At 70.6% G+C, this 17,943-nt stretch carries 16 protein-coding genes; 5 read left to right on the forward strand and 11 right to left on the reverse strand.

Features of this window, described 5'->3' with window-relative positions; genetic code table 11:
* Positions 1–62: 62 nt before the first annotated feature.
* A complete protein-coding gene (locus tag ACQF4J_RS44370; protein ID WP_427168347.1) occupies positions 63–995 on the forward strand; it encodes a LysR substrate-binding domain-containing protein in 933 nt (310 codons plus the stop codon).
* A gap of 85 nt (positions 996–1,080) precedes the next feature.
* Here ACQF4J_RS44370 and ACQF4J_RS44375 read toward each other — a convergent pair whose 3' ends face one another.
* Positions 1,081–1,290: a hypothetical protein gene (locus ACQF4J_RS44375; RefSeq protein WP_427168348.1), complete on the reverse strand. Its 210-nt coding sequence runs from the start codon at positions 1,288–1,290 to the stop codon at positions 1,081–1,083.
* Between the two features lie 41 nt (positions 1,291–1,331).
* Between ACQF4J_RS44375 and ACQF4J_RS44380 the strand changes: the two genes are divergently transcribed.
* Complete coding sequence (locus ACQF4J_RS44380; protein ID WP_427168349.1) at positions 1,332–1,547, forward strand: hypothetical protein; 216 nt, start codon at positions 1,332–1,334, stop codon at positions 1,545–1,547.
* A gap of 275 nt (positions 1,548–1,822) precedes the next feature.
* Positions 1,823–2,515 carry a hypothetical protein gene (locus ACQF4J_RS44385; RefSeq protein WP_427168350.1) on the forward strand — a complete coding sequence of 231 codons (693 nt, stop codon included), beginning with the start codon at positions 1,823–1,825 and terminating at the stop codon, positions 2,513–2,515.
* 115 nt (positions 2,516–2,630) lie between these two features.
* Here ACQF4J_RS44385 and ACQF4J_RS44390 read toward each other — a convergent pair whose 3' ends face one another.
* The 3 genes from ACQF4J_RS44390 to ACQF4J_RS44400 all read right to left on the reverse strand — a co-directional run bounded on the left by ACQF4J_RS44390 (position 2,631) and on the right by ACQF4J_RS44400 (position 5,937).
* The gene (locus ACQF4J_RS44390; protein ID WP_427168351.1) at positions 2,631–4,784 is read right to left on the reverse strand and encodes a hypothetical protein; all 2,154 of its coding nucleotides are present in this window, start codon (positions 4,782–4,784) and stop codon (positions 2,631–2,633) included.
* A gap of 98 nt (positions 4,785–4,882) precedes the next feature.
* Entirely contained in the window at positions 4,883–5,179 is a 297-nt protein-coding gene (locus tag ACQF4J_RS44395) for a hypothetical protein (RefSeq protein WP_427168352.1), read from the reverse strand.
* A gap of 251 nt (positions 5,180–5,430) precedes the next feature.
* Positions 5,431–5,937 carry a hypothetical protein gene (locus ACQF4J_RS44400; RefSeq protein ID WP_427168353.1) on the reverse strand — a complete coding sequence of 169 codons (507 nt, stop codon included), beginning with the start codon at positions 5,935–5,937 and terminating at the stop codon, positions 5,431–5,433.
* Between the two features lie 222 nt (positions 5,938–6,159).
* Here ACQF4J_RS44400 and ACQF4J_RS44405 point away from each other — a divergent pair, with 222 nt between their 5' ends.
* Positions 6,160–6,384, forward strand: coding sequence for a hypothetical protein (locus ACQF4J_RS44405; RefSeq protein WP_427168354.1), 225 nt, complete (start codon positions 6,160–6,162; stop codon positions 6,382–6,384).
* Positions 6,385–6,868: 484 nt separating this feature from the next.
* Here ACQF4J_RS44405 and manD read toward each other — a convergent pair whose 3' ends face one another.
* Together manD and ACQF4J_RS44415 are read right to left on the reverse strand one after the other, a co-directional pair.
* Positions 6,869–8,116, reverse strand: coding sequence for a D-mannonate dehydratase ManD (gene manD / locus ACQF4J_RS44410; protein ID WP_427168355.1), 1,248 nt, complete (start codon positions 8,114–8,116; stop codon positions 6,869–6,871).
* A 68-nt stretch (positions 8,117–8,184) separates the two neighbouring features.
* On the reverse strand, positions 8,185–9,627 hold the full coding sequence (locus ACQF4J_RS44415) for a gluconokinase, GntK/IdnK-type (protein ID WP_427168356.1): 1,443 nt from the start codon (positions 9,625–9,627) through the stop codon (positions 8,185–8,187).
* A gap of 324 nt (positions 9,628–9,951) precedes the next feature.
* Here ACQF4J_RS44415 and ACQF4J_RS44420 point away from each other — a divergent pair, with 324 nt between their 5' ends.
* Complete coding sequence (locus ACQF4J_RS44420) at positions 9,952–10,149, forward strand: hypothetical protein (RefSeq protein ID WP_427168357.1); 198 nt, start codon at positions 9,952–9,954, stop codon at positions 10,147–10,149.
* Between the two features lie 332 nt (positions 10,150–10,481).
* Here ACQF4J_RS44420 and ACQF4J_RS44425 read toward each other — a convergent pair whose 3' ends face one another.
* The 5 genes from ACQF4J_RS44425 to ACQF4J_RS44445 are packed head-to-tail and all read right to left on the reverse strand — an operon-like array spanning position 10,482 to position 17,937.
* On the reverse strand, positions 10,482–10,922 hold the full coding sequence (locus ACQF4J_RS44425; RefSeq protein ID WP_427168358.1) for a hypothetical protein: 441 nt from the start codon (positions 10,920–10,922) through the stop codon (positions 10,482–10,484).
* 16 nt (positions 10,923–10,938) lie between these two features.
* On the reverse strand, positions 10,939–14,349 hold the full coding sequence (locus ACQF4J_RS44430; protein ID WP_427168359.1) for a CHAT domain-containing protein: 3,411 nt from the start codon (positions 14,347–14,349) through the stop codon (positions 10,939–10,941).
* On the reverse strand, positions 14,346–15,656 hold the full coding sequence (locus ACQF4J_RS44435) for a hypothetical protein (RefSeq protein ID WP_427168360.1): 1,311 nt from the start codon (positions 15,654–15,656) through the stop codon (positions 14,346–14,348). The genes ACQF4J_RS44430 and ACQF4J_RS44435 overlap by 4 nt, the downstream gene beginning before the upstream one ends.
* On the reverse strand, positions 15,653–16,645 hold the full coding sequence (locus ACQF4J_RS44440; RefSeq protein ID WP_427168361.1) for an AAA family ATPase: 993 nt from the start codon (positions 16,643–16,645) through the stop codon (positions 15,653–15,655). The genes ACQF4J_RS44435 and ACQF4J_RS44440 overlap by 4 nt, the downstream gene beginning before the upstream one ends.
* A complete protein-coding gene (locus ACQF4J_RS44445; protein WP_427168362.1) occupies positions 16,636–17,937 on the reverse strand; it encodes a toll/interleukin-1 receptor domain-containing protein in 1,302 nt (433 codons plus the stop codon). The genes ACQF4J_RS44440 and ACQF4J_RS44445 overlap by 10 nt, the downstream gene beginning before the upstream one ends.
* Positions 17,938–17,943: the final 6 nt, after the last annotated feature.

Raw genomic sequence — 17,943 nt, forward strand, 5'->3', positions numbered from 1 at the left:
CCACCACCGCACGACATTCGAACCAATAAATGTTGGCAGGCCGCGATATAGACTCGCTCGATATGAGCAGCTTCGATCTCAACCTCGCCCGCGTCTTCGTGCTGCTCTACGAGACCGGCAGCGTCACGGCGACGGCCGAAACCCTCCACGTCACCCAGCCCACGGTGAGCTACAGCCTGGCCAAACTGCGCCGGCACTTTGACGACGAGCTGTTCCGACGCACCGGCCGCGGCCTGACCCCGACCGCCGGTGCCCAGCGCCTCTACGAGCCCTTGCAGCGCGCGCTGGCCGGCATGGACGCCGTGATCCGCCAGGACGACGACTTCGACCCGGCCACCATGTCAGGGCGTTTCACCGTCGCCCTCTCCGACCTGGGCGAGGCCACGCTGCTGCCCCGGCTGGCCGCCGCGGCCCGCGAAAGCGCTCCCCGCGTCTCCTTCACCGTCCGCGCGCTGGACGTGGACGCCGCCGAGAGCCAGCTGCGCCGCGGTGAACTCGACGCCTTCGTCGCCACCCCGGTCCTCACGTCCCACCGCACCGTCCGCATCCCGCTCTTCCACGAGCGCTACGTCGGTATGGTCGCCGCCGACCACCCCCGCATCCGCGGCGCGTCCGTCACGCTGGCCGACCTCGCGGCCGAGCAGCACGCCACGGTGTACGGCCCCCACGGCCACGTCGTGCCCCGCTCGCTCCTGGCCACCCACGGCCTCCTTGAGCGCGTCGCCGTCGATGCCACGCGCTTCACGATGCTGCCCTACCTGCTGGAACACACCGACCTCATCGCGATCGTCCCAGAGTACGTCGGCGAGGTGTTCACCGCCTCCCACCGCCTCCGCCTCGTCAGGCTCCCGTTCGACACGGAACCGATCGAAGTGGCGCTCTACGCCCGGCACGAGGCATCACGCAGTCCGTCCCAGCGGTGGCTGGTGCAGTTCATGGCGGAGGTACTGGGGGAGTTGGTCAGTCCGGCACAGCTGCCGCCCAGCGCGGGCTGAATGCGGAAGCCGTGTTCCGGGCGGCGCGCCGGTCAGAAGGTTTAACGCGGTCCCGGGGTCCCGGTGGGAGCGTGCCGTTCGTCCCTCAGAACGCGGCCTCCTGGCCCCGGTCACGGGCGTGGCCTGCCTCGGTGACGACGCCGCTGCTGGCGCATGGAATCGCTGTCTGGCTGGTGGCCGCTTCATGGGCGCTCGCCGCGCCCAGGAACCGGCGACTGCCGAATATTACGGGATAGCCGCCGCGCTCGGCCTGCTGTTCGGTGCCCAGATGACCATGGACGTCCCGGCCGGGCATGTGCTGGCCCTGGTCACCTCCGGAGCCATGCTGGCAGCCGGGTGGCACTTCACCGGGTGTGGCTGCCGGCACTGGGCGCCTACGGGACCGTGCAGACGGTGCTGCAGACGGCAGAGCGATACCTGCCGGGTTCGCTCGCCGCACCACTGCCTGTCCTCACCGTCGGCGTGGTCCTGCTCGTCTTCGTGCTGCTGGCCAAGTGGACGAAGAGGAGCCACCCGACGGGAACGGGGCGGCCGCGGCGGACCGTCGGCTGAGGCTGGCCGTTGGGACGACGGGACCCGCTGCGGGGCCGACCGGCCCTCGCGCGGGCCCTCGCCGCCCGGTATGCAGGAATGAGGCGACGGGCGCCTTGACGAGGGCAGCCGCACGGAGCCGCCGGCGGTTGGTACGGGCAAGGGCGCGCGGCCAACCGCATGGACGACCGCCGCGCTACGTGCCCCGCGGATCCGGCGAAAGGCTCGCTTCCATCGACGCTCCCCATGGACGCCCCGACGCTCCCCATGGACGCCCCGATCGACAGGAGGACACAATGACCGAGCAGCAGTCATGCCGCAGGCGACCGCAAGCGCGTCTGCTCCCCTTCACGGTGGCCTCCGCCGCTCTGGCTCTCTACGCACTGCGGTTGCGCCCCCGCCTGCTGACGTGGGGCGCGACTCCGGACGAGACCGACCGCGCGTACCCCGGCGACGAGCTCTTCCCCGACGCCGACGGCACGTCGACCATGGCCACCACCCTTCCGGCGCCACCTGAGAAGGTCTGGCCCTGGCTGGTGCAGATGGGAGGAGATCGCGCCGGCTGGTACAGCTGGGACCTCCTGGACCACTTCGGAGAGCCCAGCGCGGATCGCATCGCGCCCGAGTGGCAAACCCTTGAGGAAGGGCAGCGACTGCCCGCGACACGGGACGGTCAGGCGTGGTTCACGGTGGTTCTCCTGGAGCCGAACCGCACGCTAGTGCTGCGTTCGGATCTCAGCCTGCCCTCTGGTCACTCCTTCGATCCGGACTGGGACCCTCGTCCGGTGGCGCGCATGGACGGCGTCTGGGGCTTCCATCTGCGGCCGACCGCCGACGGAATGACGCGCCTGGTGGTCCGCACCCGTGGGCAGGGCCGACCGCGCAGCCTCACCCGGCCGTTCGACCTGCTGCTGGGCGAACCCGCCCACTTCATCATGCAGACCCGGCAGTTCCACAACCTGCGTACCCGGCTCTCCGCAGTAGCGTGACACGTGGCCGAGCCGCTGGTGCGAAGGTCCGTCGGGCAGCGCAATCAGTTCGGAACGGAGAATTCGGGCGCGTGCAAGTTCGGGCACGGCGCGACTTGGCCGAGCTCGCCGAAACTCAACGCGGCTTCCCGTCATTCACATCGTTGGGGCCGGCTGTGAGGCCGCGTGCGTCCGGGGTCATGAGGAGGCTGGCGCCCTTCAGGCGGCGTGCCAGGGAGGCCCTTTGGGCGGCAAACCAGCCTCGGCCTTCCGCGGCGACGGATTCGAGGATCCGGAGGGCGGTGGAGACCCCGGAGGATTCGAGAGCGAGTTGGGAGAGTTGTTCTGGGTTCTCCAAGAGGCGGTCGAGGAAGTCATGAAAGTTCTCGACGACGATGTCGAGGCTCTCAGAGTTGACGAGGGAGAGGCGCAGAGCTTGGCCGAGGATCAGTTCGTCCGGGGGACGGGTCCCCGCACTGATGCCGGGGACCTCCTTGCCGATGGGCACGATCTTGCGGAGTGCACCGACGCCGCGGAGGCCGATCTGGGTGACGGCGACGGAGCCGATGGCGTCGTAGCGGAAGGCTCTGCGGTCTTCCCGGTTGTGGCGGGCGGTGATGAAGTCCATGGTCCACTCGTGCTGGCGGACGCCGCCTTCGGTGAGCAGGAAAAGGCGGATGATGTACGACGAGTAGCGGGGCGGGCCGTAGAGGTTGCGGGCCCTGGCGCACCCGGGGTTGGCTTCGGTGACGAAGAAGTACTTGCGAACGTCGTAATGGCTGAGGCCGTAGTGGTCGAGTGATTCCCGGCGCAGGGCCCGGAGATCGTAGTCGAGCCATTTGGCCATCTCGTTGTCGGTGGGGCGGTCGGCGAGGTAGTCGCGCCATTGTTGCCAGACCCGCAGTTCGTTCGCGTATCTGAGGCCGAAGGCCTGGACGTCGGCGGTGTGCGTACGGCGCTTGGCGAAGACCGCGTATCCCGCCCTGCCGGCCAGGATGCCTGCGACGACGAGCAGCGCTATGGCCCAGAAACCGGTGCCGGCGTCCACCGAGAGGAGGTCGCCGATACCGATGAGGGCTCCGATGCCGAAGGAGACGACGCCGACCCAGAAGGCGAGGGAGATCTGCGGCGGGACGCTCAGCTGCTGCTGGTAGGCGAAGAGGGTGCGGTTGCGCCAGGCGAGGGCGGTTTCCTCGGCATGCATCGCGACGAGCCATTCCAGACCCGACACATCATTCGTGCCGCCATAGGCGATGGTGAGTTCGTTGGCCAGGCTGAGACGTACGCCGGCGGAGTGCTGACTCCAGGCGGACAGCTCCTCGCCGTCGCGGAACTGGCGGTTGAACTGCTGGGCGATGACCTTGGAGATGTCGGCGTGGAAATCCTCGTGTCGCCGGGTGGGCCAGGCAATGCGGTAAGCCCCGGGGACCACGGCCGGGTTGAAGGGCACGGCACCGTTCACCCAGGTCGAGTGCCATGGCTGTGATCCTGGCGGGGTGGCGAAGTGGCGGCGGTCTTCGTCCGCCAGGCGTTCGCCGAGCCAGCGGCGTTCCATGCCGTACCGCGCGGCGGCGGTCCCGCCGGGGCCGCAGGTCAGCAGGACGAGGACGGCTGTGCCGACGCTTCCCCGGAAGAGGACCGCGAGGACGAGGATCAGGCCGAGGGCACCCAGAGCCGCGGCGGCCGTCAGGGCGGCCTGGTCTGCACCGGTGACATCCGGAGTGGCGGCAATGCGCTGCTTGGGTTCGACCGGGTCGGGGATGAAGAACTTGAGTGCCCTGTTCTGGCGGTCGCCGGCACAGCGTTTCTCCGCCACCTCCGCCGCGTCCCAGGCGTCCAGACGGTCCCGGGCCGCTCCGTGAATGATCATCTGGAGATGTCGCAGTACCTCCGAACGTCGGGTCGCGGGCAGTGCGTCGATACCGCTGAACAGCGAAAAGAGTTGTCCGTCCGCGTTCTCGGCCTCCGGTGGCCGACTCAGTAGCATCAGCAGCTGGCAGATGATGCGAACAGCCGGCCGGTATGCGTCGGGCCCCTCTTCGCCTGTCGGCCCACTGGCCTCGTCCATGTAAGCAGCCACTTGGCGGAGGCGCTCCATGTTCTCCTCGCCGAGGAGTTCGAAGGATTGGCCGCTGAGGATCGCCAGCATCAAGTAGTAGGCGCGTGCTGGAGTTCGCCCTGCGTCGAAGGCCTTCTCGAGGTACCGCAGGGCGCTGAGCCGGTTGTTGCTGTTCAGTTCGCGCACACCGGCCGTGAACTGCTCCTCAGGAGGTGCGTCGGCGCCAGGCATGTACACGTTTCCGTGGACGACTCCGAACTGGGGCCCCCACGAAGTGCCCCAATTGTTGAACGTCGGCCTTCCGCCGTCCGGCGGACCGGGCGGCGGGGTCATCGTCGCCCCGTGACGATGGTGATTAGACCGGCTACGGCTCCCGCGAGTCCGCTCACGTCTTCCACCAGGCCCTTGAGCTTGCGCAGGGCGCGGATGAAGGCGTTCTTCTGTTCCTCGTCGTCGGGCTCGGTGAGCTGGGCGGCCTCATCCAGGGCCTGCTGGGCGTCCGCGTAGGTGCCGTCGTCGACCTGGCTCTGCGCATGGGCCTCATCAAGGGCCCGGCGGAGGGCGGTGAGGTGGTCCGCGAGGGACGGCTCCGAGGGCTGCTCGTACCGGGGCGTCGAGATGTTCACATCGCGTTCGGCTTTGCCGATTTGAGGACCGTGGCTGTCGCCATAGTTATGGAATGTGATGTTATCAGACATTATTCATCCCCCAACCCAGAGATCTCGCTATATGCAGTGAATCTATGCCATATCCAAGCATGCAAATGACGTCCTGTCAGGCAAACGGGCAGCCCTGAAGGACCTCAACTGCCCTTCCCTTAGCAGGAGTTCCGTCGCACGGCCGGGTCTCCCCCCGGCAGGGAAGTTCGGGCTGCTGTTCAAGCTCTTGACGTCGACGTGGATGAGTTCGCTGGCCGGTCGCGTTCGTAGTGGCGAATGGGCTGGCCGGTGGATTGGTCGAGGCAGGCCGGGGGCGCGGGCCATGCCGGTTGAGGATGCGGTGCACAGGGGAGGAGGCGGCCAGGCTCGGGACCGGTCCGAGGCGAGCGGGGCCAGCTCTTGGGGACGGCTGGGGTGATCGACGAGTACTGAGTGCCGGCGGTGACTGCCTGGGGCTTGTCGGGGTTGGCGACGTTGTGAATGGTCGTGATGCGGCCTTCTGGATCGACGTCGAGGGTCAGCGTGGCGATCACGCGGTCCGGGCCGCGGAAGACCACGCCCGGACTGCCGTTGATCCAGGTGAGCTCCGACCGCATCTGGCCGGGCTCGATGCCCTGGTAGGGCGAGGTGGCGAGCGTGTCGGACCAACGGGCCACGGTCTTCGATCCGACGACCGGTTCGAGGGCTTGGCGGAACTTTCCGCCGCCATCGGTCCACAGCGTCACGCCTGGGGAGAGCGGCTCCTTGAGAAGATGATGTCGCCGCCCGCCGTCGCCGCGAAGAAGCGCTCCGTGACGTCGCGTTGGCGGGCTCCGGTAAGGATCGGCTCGGGGAGCCATGGCCCCGACGTAGGTCTCGCTCTGATGGCGAGTCGAACGGGACCGCTCAATCGCCACGTTGCATCCGAAGGCCAAGGGGCCCACCTGGACGCGGCGCGCGTTCGGCTCGTGCGCGTCGGTACACACAGCGGCGTCGAAGTCGCCAAGGCGCTGCCGGACGGAGTCGAGTTCCCTGGCGGTTGCAGCGTCCCGGCGGGGGCGGTGCTGTGGACCGGCGGCACCCATGTCTCACCGGTGGCCGCCCCCGCGGGTCTGACCACCGACGAATGCGATCGTATGGTCACCGACAGCGCAGTGCGCTCGGTCTCCCACCCGGAGTTGTTAAGGGTGTAGGCGAGGTCGTCGACGCCGGGAACGGCGACGGTGTACGCGATGCTGCCCAGGCCGCAGACCAGGGTGTCGGAGCGCAGAATTCCGTCGTCGTCCATCCGGACGGTCTTCGCGTCGGCGTCCACGGCCCGTGTCACGAATGGAACGTCAGCTTGCGTCTGGTGGTCGTTCGCACGGCGGGAAAGTCCGACACGAAAGAGGCGCCAGAGCCTTGAACGCAAAAGCGGCACAGCGGCACAGCGGCACAAGGTCTTCGTACTGGGCGCAGGCTATGCCGGACTCTCCGACCCGTACGACACCTTCACCGAGCGGCTCCGACTGCACATGACCGCCACCGGTCAGGACACGGCCGAGATGAGACTCCCGGAACTGGGCGGTGACCCAGCCACGGACGAAGGCGGCGCCGGCACCGTCCAGCAGACGAGGGGACCCGCGTCACGTTAAAGGGAGCGTTTGTCGGGCTGCACCGGAGCCTCGGGCCCGCCCGCTACCAGTCGTGGACCGTGCCGTCCCGGAGCCTGTTCACCGGCAGGTAGGCCGGCTGGTAGGGGAACCGGGCCGCTGCCTCGGTGTCGAGCTCGATGCCGAGGCCGGGGGTGTCGGAGGGGTGCAGCAGTCCGTCCTTGAACCAGTACGAGGTGCGGAAGACCTCCAGGGTCCGTTCGGAGTGCTGCATGTACTCCTGGATGCCGAAGTTGTGTATAGCGAGGTCGAGATGGAGCGCGGCCGCCATCCCCACGGGCGAGATGTCGGTGGGGCCGTGCATGCCGGACTTGATGCCGTAGACGCCCGCGAGGTCGAGCAGTTTCTTCATTCCGGTCACGCCGCCGGCGTGGGTGACCGCGGAGCGCACGTAGTCGATCAGCCGCTCGTGCAGCAACGTGGTGCAGTCGTAGACGGAGTTGAACACTTCGCCGATGGCCAGCGGTGTCGTCGTGTGCTGCCGTATCAGGCGCAGTGCCGCTTGGTCCTCGCCCGGTGTGGCGTCCTCCAGCCAGAACAGGTCGTACGGCTCCAGCGCCTTGCCCAGGCGAGCGGCCTCGATCGGCGTCATCCGGTGGTGCCCGTCGTGGAGCAGGGGCAGTTCGGGGCCGAACTCGGCGCGTACGGCCTCGAAGACGGTGGGGAGGTGCCGTAGGTAGGCGCGTGTGTCCCAGGTCTCCACCGCTGGAAGTGGGCGGTTGCTGCCTCCGGTGGCGCGGCGCGCGGGTTCGTAGTCGTAGCGCTCGCCGCCGCCGGCGCTGGAAGTGGCCACGCCGTACACCGAGTCGAGGCCTGGGATGCCGGTTTGGACGCGGATGGCGCGGAATCCCGCCTCCAGGTGCGCGCGGACGGAGTCGAGGAGTTCGGGCACGTCGCGTCCGGAGGCGTGGCCGTAGGCGAGCGCGCCGGTGCGCGACGCGCCCCCGAGGAGCTGGTAGAGGGGCATGCCTGCGGCCTTGGCCTTGATGTCCCACAGCGCAGTGTCGACGGCTGCGATGGCCGCCATCGTGACGGGACCGCGCCGCCAGTAGGCGCCGCGGTAGAGGTACTGCCAGGTGTCCTCGATGCGGGAGGCGTCGCCGTCGGTGATCAGCGGCAGGACGTGGTCCTCCAGGTAGGACCTGACGGCCAGTTCACGGCCGTTGAGGGTTGCGTCGCCGAGGCCGACGAGGCCGTCCTCGGTAGTGATGCGCAAGGTGACGAAGTTGCGTCCGGGACTGGTGACGATCACCTCGGCGGACTTGATACGCATGTCGGTTCCCCCTCTGTTCGGTCGGTTCGTCGGCGCCTGGTGACGGGGCCCGGCGGGGCCGGGAGTCGTCAGTGGGCGCGGATGCGCCGGGCCAGTTCGGTCTGGACCTCGGCGATGATCCGCTCGGGTGGCAAGGTCGCGTCGACCGTCATGCCGGCCTCGTCCTCCTCGAGCGGTTCGAGGTCGTCGAATTGGGTGGGCACCAAGGAGGCGGGCATGAAGTGGCCCTCCCTGCCGGCCACTCGGGACGTCGCCTCGTCCGGGGTGAGCGCGAGGTGGACGAAGAACACGTCCGGACGGGCCACGCGCAGCAGTTCTCGGTAGATGCGTCTGAGGGCGGAGCAGGTGATCACCAGTCCCTCGTCCGGGGCCGCCGCCCGCATTCGGTCGCCGATGGCGGCCAGCCATGGGCTGCGGTTGCGGTCGTCCAGGGGGATGCCGTTGGCCAGCGACTCACGGTTGCGCGGGGGATGGAACCGGTCACCCTCCTCGAACGGTACGCGGAGCGAGTCCGCCAGGTGGGCGCCGACGGTGGTCTTGCCGCATCCGCTGACCCCCATGACCACGATGGGAACGTGCCCGGCGTCGATGACGGCGGCCATGGCCGTGCGGAAACCCGACCGGTAGGCGCCGGGCAGCCCGTCCACGTCGAACTGGCGCAGCCCGGCGCGCAGTCGGGCCAGGACGACCGGGTCGTGCAGTCGCCCGCGCCGGATCTCGGCCATGATGGCCTCCGCGAAGGCCTCCGCGGCCGTCGCCAACCCCTGGTCGACGGCGTAGGCCAGTCCCATGTGCAGCCACATGGCGATCGGCTGCGGCCGTACCGGATAGCTCTGGACGATGTCGGCACCGACGGCGGCCGGGACGGGCGCCAGCCTTGGCTCCTCGTCCCCGTAGGACCACCGGTCGATGCGGTGGTTGAGGGCCATCACGACCGGGTGCGCCAGGCGCAGGAAGAGCTCGTTGCGCGAGCCGGCGAGGAGGCTGCGGTGGAAGGCGGCGTCGATGTCCCGGAAGCGCTGGCGGATCGGGGCGCCCTCTTTCCGGCGCGCGAAGTCCGGGTCCTCGCTGAGCGCGAGCAGGGAGCGGGCGTGGCTGGTCAGGTCGTGGCAGATCTCCGCGGACCGGCTCATCGCGGCCAGCCTGGCGGCGCGAGGCTCGATCACCTCGCGCAGTTCGGTGAGCGACCGCATCTGACTGGAGGGCGCCACCTCCAGTCGCCAGGCTATGACGTCGGCGTCCAGCAGGTCCCAACGTTCCAGTGGCTGTACGGTGGCGCCGATCCGTGGCTGCAGATTGACCAGACCCTTTTGGTGCAGTGCCTGTAGCGCCTCGCGGGCCATGGGCCGGGTGACCCCGAACTCGTGCATGACGGCGTCCACCGTCAGGTGCTGGTCGCGGGGCTTGCCGCCCTCCACGATCTGACATCCCAGCTGGCCGACCAACTTCGCCGTAGAACCCCGCAACGCGTCCTCGGACCCTGCGGGCAGGTCCGGTTCGGGACCAGTCATGGCACTGATGCTAGGTCACAGCGCTTCTCTGGTCAGTGCTCTGGTATGAGGTGAAAGGAGTGCGGGGAGCTCCAGGGGTGCACGACGGAGCGCGTTCACGGCAACAACTGCTCTCGAACAACCAGTTGGACCCCGTGATGATGCATCAGAAGCCTTTTCTGATAGTGCTCATATACGTACCGTGGTCGACATTCGAGATGCTCGATGGTGCCGGAGCACTGGTCGGAGTGCGCGTCCGAGGTGACGGCATCGGGCCGGTGCAGGCGCGCGGCAGCCGGAACATGGCTGCCCCATCCCGTCCTGACGCAGTCGCAGGAGAGCCGTATGCCCGAACCGACCTCACCCACGCCCCCGCCGGAGCGGTTGTCACTGCGCTGGGCCCTGATCCTGCTGGCCTCGGTCGTGGTGGGACTGCTGGCGGGCCTGCTGACCTACGCCGAGTCGGGCAACTGGCCCGGCTCGCTGCTGGCGGCCCTCGGTGCGAGCGGAGCGGCACTGACGACATTGCCCTCGCTGTTATGACGTCGCGCGCAACGACCGGCGCCGAGGCGGTCGATGCGGCCGGTCGACGCCTCGGTCGTGCCGAGGCGAAGCCGGGGTCTCGGGCGAAGTCTGCTGCCGTGATGCCGTCGGGATGCCCGGGCGGCCACTCCACCAACGCGATCCGGTAGGACCGACTGCGAGGAAGCCGCCGGCCGAGTTGATGAGGTTCACTCCGTCCGGCGTGAGCGCCGCCCGGATGTCCCGTGCGACCAGCAGGACGAGTCCAACACGGGGTGGGCCCTCTCAGGCGTCAGCTGCCACACGTCCCTGATGTGCTGTCTGGGCACGATCAGGGTGTGGCGCACGAGGACTCAGCGGTCCGCGACGACCGCCGCCGCGACGAAGACCAGGTCGACGAGCGCGATGACCCCGTAGAAGTTCATCATCGTGCGGGACAGGGCCACCGTGCCCAAGGTGACGCGAGGCAGATAGGGCCGGACGTCCATGGCGAACGGCGGCACCCCGGAGGTACGGCCCCGCACGTCGTCGTACAGCTCGCGGAACAGCCGCTCCTGCCTGAGGTAGTGGGAGTCCAGCAGCCAGAATCCGAGCACCGGGATCAGGCCCGCCGCCGCGAGCTGCCAGCTCAGACGGTTGACCAGGACCCCGAAGAAGACTCCGCCGACCGTCATGGTCCACCCCTTGATCAGGAACGAGCTGTTGCCCAGGCGGGTCACCACCGCCTGGATGAACTCCAGATGCTTGATCTCGTCGGACGTGTACGGTCTGGCGACGTCGCTGGTGGAAGTCACGGGCTCTCCGGTCGGTCTACGTGCCGATGTGCACGACATGGTGCGGTGGGCGCCGGTCCTGTGCCGGCCGGTGCGCGGCCTCGCTCGCCCGGTGCAGGGCGAAGGGGGCCAGATCGGGTCGGGGAATCCTGCCGCCGTCCAGGAGGACGCCGTAAAACCGTGTGATGAGGGCCTCGACTCCCGGGGCGGACGTCCAAGGCGGGGTGAGCGAGGTGACGACGTGTCGGCAGCCCGCCCGACGCAGGCCGCCGACCAGGGTGTCCCGGTCGGGCTCGCTGCCCGAGCCGCTGGACTCGCCGTAACCGGAGAGGACCGTGAGGCGGGTCCGGGAGAGGTCGGCGGCGGCGATGTCGGCGCCGGTGAGCGGCCCGTCCGCCAGTGCGATCGCCCAGCCGCCGGAATGCGGTACCGAGCGGGCTACCAGGTGGACGACCTCGACGCTGGCGGCGGCTTCGAGGACGGCCGAGCGGGTCGCCTGGCCGCCGGTGAGGAGGTCGAAATCCATGCCCGTGCCCGCGAGGACGCGCAGCTCCGCCTCGGCCCGTGCCGCCCAGGCCGTGTCGCTGGCCCCGGGTGAGACCACCACCACGGGGCGCACTCCGGCCGATACAGGGCTCGAGTGTTCGGTGCCGAGGAACTCGGACAGGCAGGAGACGTACGAGGGCACGGCGCCCGTGCCGTCCCGTGTCGGCGACCATGCCTCATGGACCGGGAGACGGGCGAGCGGCCCGGTCGGGCACCAGAACACCCGGCGTGGCCAGGAGGCGTCCCCGTTCCGGGCCGCGCGTTCGAGTTGCTCCGCCACCGGGCGGAGTGCCGCACGCAGGTCCGGATCGCCCGGGGACCACCGGCGCACGGTCGCGGCGGTGAGGCCGGGGAGGGATACGGCGGTGAGCGTCCCGTCGCCCAGGATCAGCGCGTCACCGCGCAGGTCCGACGCGAGGAGCACGGCCACCGGACCCTCCCGGCCCGCCCCACCCGGCAACCCGTCGACCAAGTGGGCGGAGAGCCGGGAGAGTTCTCGGCGCAGAGCGGAGCGTCGCCGCCAATGCGGCTGCCAGGAGTCCGCGTCCGGGCCGTGCAGGGAGCGTGCGGCTAGGACGACCCGGTGGACGGCGAGGCCCCGCTCCAGGAGGCGCAGCGCCTCGACGGGCGGCTCGCCCGCCGCAAGCGCGCAGGCGGCGGCGTTCTCCGCCGCGCCCGCCATGCCCTCCGTCGCGTCGGGGCGTCCGACGCGGTCGGCGTGGTCCCAGTCGGTCTGCTCCAGCAGCGCGAACCAGCGGTCGTGGGCCCGTACAGCCAGGGGCATCGCGTCCGCCGTGATGGCGAGCCGGGCGGCGGTGCGGGCCGCAGTGATCCGCTCGTCGTGGGGGCCGGAGTCCGCGGCGTCGAGGTTGAGCCGGGCCACCGCCTCCGTCTCCGCGGGATGGCGGCGCAGCCACATCTCGCTCGCCGCGACGCGGGCGAGACATGCGGTCAGTTCGACACGGGTCTCGCTTCGCGCGTCGGGCCCGAGGGCCCCACGGGCGAGAGCCACCGCTTCGTCGATCCCGGCCAGCGTGGATTCCGGCAACACGGGGCCGTCGGTCAGCCTCATGTAGTCCGACCAGGCACGCAGCAGTTCGGTCAGCGCCGGACCGAGTAGCGGTGGCGCGCCTCGGTCGTCCGGCGGCCCGGCATCGAGCCGGGCCCGGGTCACCACCTGCCGCAGCAGGCGCACCGCGGCGTAGGCCTCGTCGACACCGCCGGTAAGCTGCGCAAGCTGCCGCCAGGCCCGGGCCAGGAGCAGATGGGCGGGAACCGCCGCCTCGTCGGCGGGCAGCGGGGCTTCCAGGTCGGGGAGGAACAGGCCCGCCGCGCGCTCCAGGACGGTCCGGTCACCGTCGGCTGCATACTGCCGCAGGTTCTTGTCGAGCACCCGGGCGAGGAGTTGATACCTCGTCGGGAAAGCAGTCCCGCCGAGGCGGCGCATCCGGAAGGCGCCGTCCGGAGGGACGATGTGCTGGGCCGTCTCCCGGGCGTGGCCGTCCCTCCAGGGGTGGTCGAACCTCCACAGGCGGTCCTCGACGGCCATGACCCACTGGTGCCGCAGCGTCCCCGTCCGGCCGGTGAGGATCTCCCTGTCCTCCCGGAGGCAGCCCCGCAGGGGGACGAGCAGGGGTCTGGGCGCCCCGTTCCGGTCCGCCCAGGCGTTGAGGATCTCGACCTGGTCGTACACGGCGGGGGAGCCGAGCAGTTCCCGGTCGAGCAGGAACATCACGGCGTCCATGCGTTCCGGCCAGGGAACGGCGGCACCGGTCCGGTGGTGCGTGGGCCACAGTTCCTCCAGGTCGCGGACCTCGCAGCCGAGCCGGCGAAGGCGATCGTTCAGCTGGTCACGGACCTTCCGAGAGAAGGAGTCCTGGGAGGCGGACCGCAGGAAGACCGTCGGGCAAGCGCCGGGGAGCGCCGCATGCCGTACCGGCGGCGGGCGGTGGGCGGGGAAGGGGGCGTAAACATGGCCGTTCCCCGTCGTCAGACGGCTGGCGGGGGTGCAGCCGGACACCGCGACGTGTTCGCCGGGAGCGAGGTGGAGCGGTCGGGTGGGGCTGTCCGGACCGGTCCGCAGTTCGAGGACCAGGGGTTCGGTCGCCGGGACGCCGATGAGGAGGGCACCCGGCTCGCCCTCGGGGTCCCCCACGATGTGCAGCGTGTCTCCGACGGGCCGGACGGCGACGAGGGTGTCGGGTACCTTGCCCTCCCCCGACGCGGCCACCGCCCTCTTCACCAGCGCGACGTCCCGGCAGCCGATCTCGGGGACGTCGCGCGGGCCGGTCTCGGCGGTCGGTTCCAGGAACGACGCGACGGAGCGGAACTGCCAGCCGGTGACCGTGTGCCGCAGCCTCGGTGGCAGCCGCCGGGCCACACTGACGATCCAGTCGGCGATCGCCTCTCGGCCCTCTTCCTCGACCAGGGCGCGCAGCACGGACCGCAGAGCCTCCTCGGCCTGGCGCACTCCGGCTCCGTCGCCCTCGTCACGCGACAGGAGCCACAGCGCCTCCTCCTCGATCCGCATGAGCGGGGAGAGGTGGCGATGCCGGCTGGTGATCATTTCGGACAGCCGGTCCGCCGGGGCGACACCCGGCGGTGCCGCGCAGCGCGCGAGCACCTCCGGCAACTGGGGGCGCAGGGCGTGCTGGACGTCCACCCGGAGCACCATGGCCCGGGTGCTGCGGGTCGCCGTCCAGGCGCTGAACCAGAGGTCGGACTCCGCGCCGACGTCGGCCTGCGGCAGCAGCGTGACCCGCACGGCCCGGATCAGCTCGGGCTCGATCCGGACCGTCGTGCTCAGCAGCGTGGCCAGGTCGACCGCATGGGGCGGCGGGGCGGGCGGTAGGTCCCGCCACGCCTCCTCGGCGCCCTCGCCAGGGCTGGTGCGCGGGGTCATGGCCGTCCGCCCTGGTTCGACGACGGCCGCAAGGGGGCACCGCATCGCTCGCGCCAGGCTCCCACGTGGGCCGCCACGCGGCCGACCGTGGTGCCGCGGTCCCAGCTCAGCGCGGGCATGACGGCCGGCAGCCACCCCGGGAGGCGTCCCGGCGGCACCGGGAGCAGGGCCAGCGGGCGGGCCCCGGCGTGTCGTACCGTGTCGGCGAAGCGCTGCCACTCCTCCGGGGTGCCGCGGGCGGGATCACCCGGCGGACCGATCGTGCCGCAGTCGCTCAGCAGGAGGACCGCGCCCCCGCGGGACGGCGGCGCGTACTCCCCCCAGGTCCACGACGGTCCCGTGCCCGCGCCGCGGAGCGGGGAGTACGCGAAGTGGAGTTCCCGTGTCTTGTCCTTGCCGACCAGTGCGCGCACCCGGGTGCACAGCTCGGTCTGGTCCCGGGCGAACGGTTCCATGGCGGAGCCGTGGTCGACGAGGATCTGCACACCGTGCCGTAGTGTCCGCCGCGCGCGCCGCGGCAGGAAGGCCAGCGGCAGTCCCCGGGCGAGGGACTCCACGACCTGCTCGACGTCGGCGTCCCCGTCCCGGGCGGTGTCCGACAGCGCGGCCTCCAACAGTGCGACCGTCGAGCTCCGTGCCAGCAACGGGGTGTACGGCGGCTGACCGCCCATCCGGTCGGGCTCGGGGCGGGGCAGCGGGGCGCGGGTCCAGGTCTGGTGCCAGGTGTGGGTGGATTCCACCGGCGCCGACGGGCAAGGCGGCGCGGTCTGCTCGGGGTCCGGGGGCACCGGCTCCTGGAACGGGTCGGGTTCGCCGTGCGTGCCGGTGGCGTCCCGGAGGCGTGTCCCCGTACCGCCGGAGTGGGAGGGGCCCCTGGACGGCGACGGACCGCGCTCGCTCCGTGGGCCGTCGGGAACGGAACGCTGCGGGTGGGCGGGGACCGGTGCGGCCTTCGCCTGGCCGTCCGCCTCGGGTGGCTTGACCGAGGTCGTGTCCGTCGAGGACGCCGGGATCGGGGTCGGCTCCACCGCGGGGGCCGGATCGAGGCGGAGGACCGTCGTCTCCGGGGGCAGGGAGGGGGTATGGAGTCCTGTGGGGGGAGACCGCCGCGGGCCCGCGCCCCTTCCCGGCGCCGCGTCGGGTCGTGGCCTCAGCCCCAGCATGGAGACGATACGCAGCCGGTCCTCCTCGGTGCAGTCGATCATCTCCAGGGCGATGGCGAGATCCCCGAGCCATACGTCCGGGCGGTCGTGGGGCCCCCGCCCACCGGTCCTCCGGCTGTCGCGCCGGTCGCTGTCGCCCGTCACGCCGTCGGACCGTCCCCTGGCTGCTGGTTCTTCAGGAGGACGAGGTCTCGCAGACGCTCCCAGCGCGGGTCACCGGAGACAGTGATGCCGAGCGAGAGGCACGCGTACAGCGCGTCGAGGTACTCGGCGGTGCTCGGCTCCCGCACCCCGTCCCGGCGGGCCTGCATGCGGGCTTTCTCGACCTCCGCCGCCACCGCCTCGGCCAGCCGCTCCCACCCATCGGGAGCCTCCCGGCCCCTGAGGTGCTCCTGGGCGATCTCGACCAGCCGGTTCTTGTCCGGGAACGGCAGGGAGACGACGACACAGCGCCGCAGGAACGCCTGCGGCAGCTCACGCTCGTCGTTGGTCGTGATCACCACCAGGTGTCGGGGGGCGGTGGGCCCGGCCGTGGTCTGCCGTTCCAGCTGTACGGGGCTCCCGGTCTCCGCCACGGTGAAGTCGGCCGCGCCCAACGGCACGAGCAGTCCGTTGGGGACGTCCGGCTCCGCTTTGTCGATCTCGTCGATGAGTACGACGGCGCAGTCCTTGTCGCGCCCGGCGTTCGTCTCGGGCATGGGTTCGGGGCACGGGTCGACGTCCGCGCGGTCCGAGCCCGCGCGTCCCCGCCACAGCGCCGAGTCCCGGGCGTACGCCCACCACAGCGGCCCCGGCCGCACGTACGCGTAGTCGTCCAGGGGGCCGCCCCCGTTGTGAGCCTGCGCGTCCGCGAGGCGCCGCACCGTGTCGAAGGTCCAGAGCAGGTCGGTGGCCTGGGTGCGGTAGGTGACCACGTGCTCGTAGTAGCGCCAGCCCCGCAGCTCCGCGATGTGCGCAGCGAGCGAAGACTTGCCGCAGCCTGGGCTGCCGCGCAGCAGCAGCGGGCGGCCGGTGGCGAGCGCCACCTGCACGGCCAGCTTTCCCTCGTCCGGCATGAGATAGCGGGACCCGTCGCCGCGGTCCGTGGTGCCCCAGGTGCGGATGTGCGTGTAGACGTCGTGCTTCAGCGGCATGCGGCGCTCCAGGACGGGGCGGTGTACTCCACTTGGACGGCCCGGTTCAGTCGGTGTACGCGCCGATGACCGTTCTCCTCCTGGACCGCATCCAGCGCGGGCCGGGCCACGACGGCTTTCTTGAGGCCCCACTCCTGCTGTTCGGTGTCGTCCGGCGTGTCCTCCAGCAGGGCGACGACATGGAGCCAGGGAGCCTTGAGCCGGAGTTCCTCGACGACGGCGGCGAGCCTTCGGCGGCCGCGCCGCTCGACGGGCAGGACGGCGAACACGTTGGTCTGCGGATCGGGCCACGGCCCGTCGCCGACCGGGATCATCAGCCGTTCCAGGGCCTGCCGCACTCCTTCCACGACGTCGACGGCGGTCATCGCCTCGTCGGCCCGCAGCGGGTCGAGCGACGTCTGGACGTAGCGTGCCCGATCCTGGCGCATCGCGCGCCCGATGTGGTGCTCCGCGGTCTTCTGGATGCGTGCGGTGAGCAGGATGGTTCTGCCCTCCCCCGTCTCCTCGTCGGGGACGAAGGCACGGGTCGCCTCCTCCTTCACCCAGCTCGGTGCGAGGTCCTGCGCGAGGCTCGGTCCGGCTCCGCGCAGGGATGGGTCGAGATGGCTCACGGCCTGCGGGACCTTGTCCCCGAGTTCGGCACCGAGCAGCGTCCGGGCGAGGAAGCGCGCGCCGTTGAAGATCCGTGCTCGGTGGGCTTCCTCCTGCTCCAGCCCGAGTTTGCGCGCGGCGGCCTCCAGCACCCTGCCGTCCACGTCTCCGATGCGCTGCGAGACCCGCTCGACCCAGTCGCACATCGACGGGCCCTCGCAGGGGGGCGCGGGCAACGGGGCGAACTCCTCGACGACGTCGGCGGCTATGGCCCCCGGGCCGGCCCCCGCCTCGTACTTGAGTGCCTGTCTGGTGTTCAGGACGCCGAGGCAGGCCTTGTCCAGGTCGCCCGGCTGGACCCCGTCGAGCAGGACGACGAGCAGGAAGACGCCCTGCATGTCGTGGCGATGGCGCAGGATCTCCGCCTCCCGCCGGGGCCATTCCCGGGGAAGTGCCTCGCAGGCGAGGACACACACGGCCGCATCGCAGCGGTCCAGCTCCTCGTGGATCTGCGATCTCCACTCCTGTTGGTGGTCCAGCGACTGCCGGTCCAGGAACACGTCGTACCCGGCGCCGATCAGTGCCTTTCGGATCTCCCTGCAAACCTCCCAGCTGTACGGGCTGTCCGCCGAGCCGTGGCTGATGAAAACCCGCTGCCGTGTTCCAGCGCAGCCGCCCCCCTGGCTTTCCTTACAAGTCATGTACGT

Source organism: Streptomyces sp. C1-1, from assembly GCF_050214755.1.
Lineage (GTDB): Bacteria > Actinomycetota > Actinomycetes > Streptomycetales > Streptomycetaceae > Streptomyces.

What these genes read in the sequence shown, in the direction of transcription:
- ACQF4J_RS44370 (WP_427168347.1), top strand. Translation starts at nt 63, where the DNA reads ATGAGCAGCTTCGATCTCAACCTCGCCCGCGTCTTCGTGCTGCTCTAC.
- ACQF4J_RS44375 (WP_427168348.1), bottom strand. Translation starts at nt 1,290, where the DNA reads ATGCCCGGCCGGGACGTCCATGGTCATCTGGGCACCGAACAGCAGGCC.
- ACQF4J_RS44385 (WP_427168350.1), top strand. Translation starts at nt 1,823, where the DNA reads ATGACCGAGCAGCAGTCATGCCGCAGGCGACCGCAAGCGCGTCTGCTC.
- ACQF4J_RS44390 (WP_427168351.1), bottom strand. Translation starts at nt 4,784, where the DNA reads ATGCCTGGCGCCGACGCACCTCCTGAGGAGCAGTTCACGGCCGGTGTG.
- manD (WP_427168355.1), bottom strand. Translation starts at nt 8,116, where the DNA reads ATGCGTATCAAGTCCGCCGAGGTGATCGTCACCAGTCCCGGACGCAAC.
- ACQF4J_RS44415 (WP_427168356.1), bottom strand. Translation starts at nt 9,627, where the DNA reads ATGACTGGTCCCGAACCGGACCTGCCCGCAGGGTCCGAGGACGCGTTG.
- ACQF4J_RS44420 (WP_427168357.1), top strand. Translation starts at nt 9,952, where the DNA reads ATGCCCGAACCGACCTCACCCACGCCCCCGCCGGAGCGGTTGTCACTG.
- ACQF4J_RS44430 (WP_427168359.1), bottom strand. Translation starts at nt 14,349, where the DNA reads ATGACCCCGCGCACCAGCCCTGGCGAGGGCGCCGAGGAGGCGTGGCGG.
- ACQF4J_RS44440 (WP_427168361.1), bottom strand. Translation starts at nt 16,645, where the DNA reads ATGCCGCTGAAGCACGACGTCTACACGCACATCCGCACCTGGGGCACC.
- ACQF4J_RS44445 (WP_427168362.1), bottom strand. Translation starts at nt 17,937, where the DNA reads ATGACTTGTAAGGAAAGCCAGGGGGGCGGCTGCGCTGGAACACGGCAG.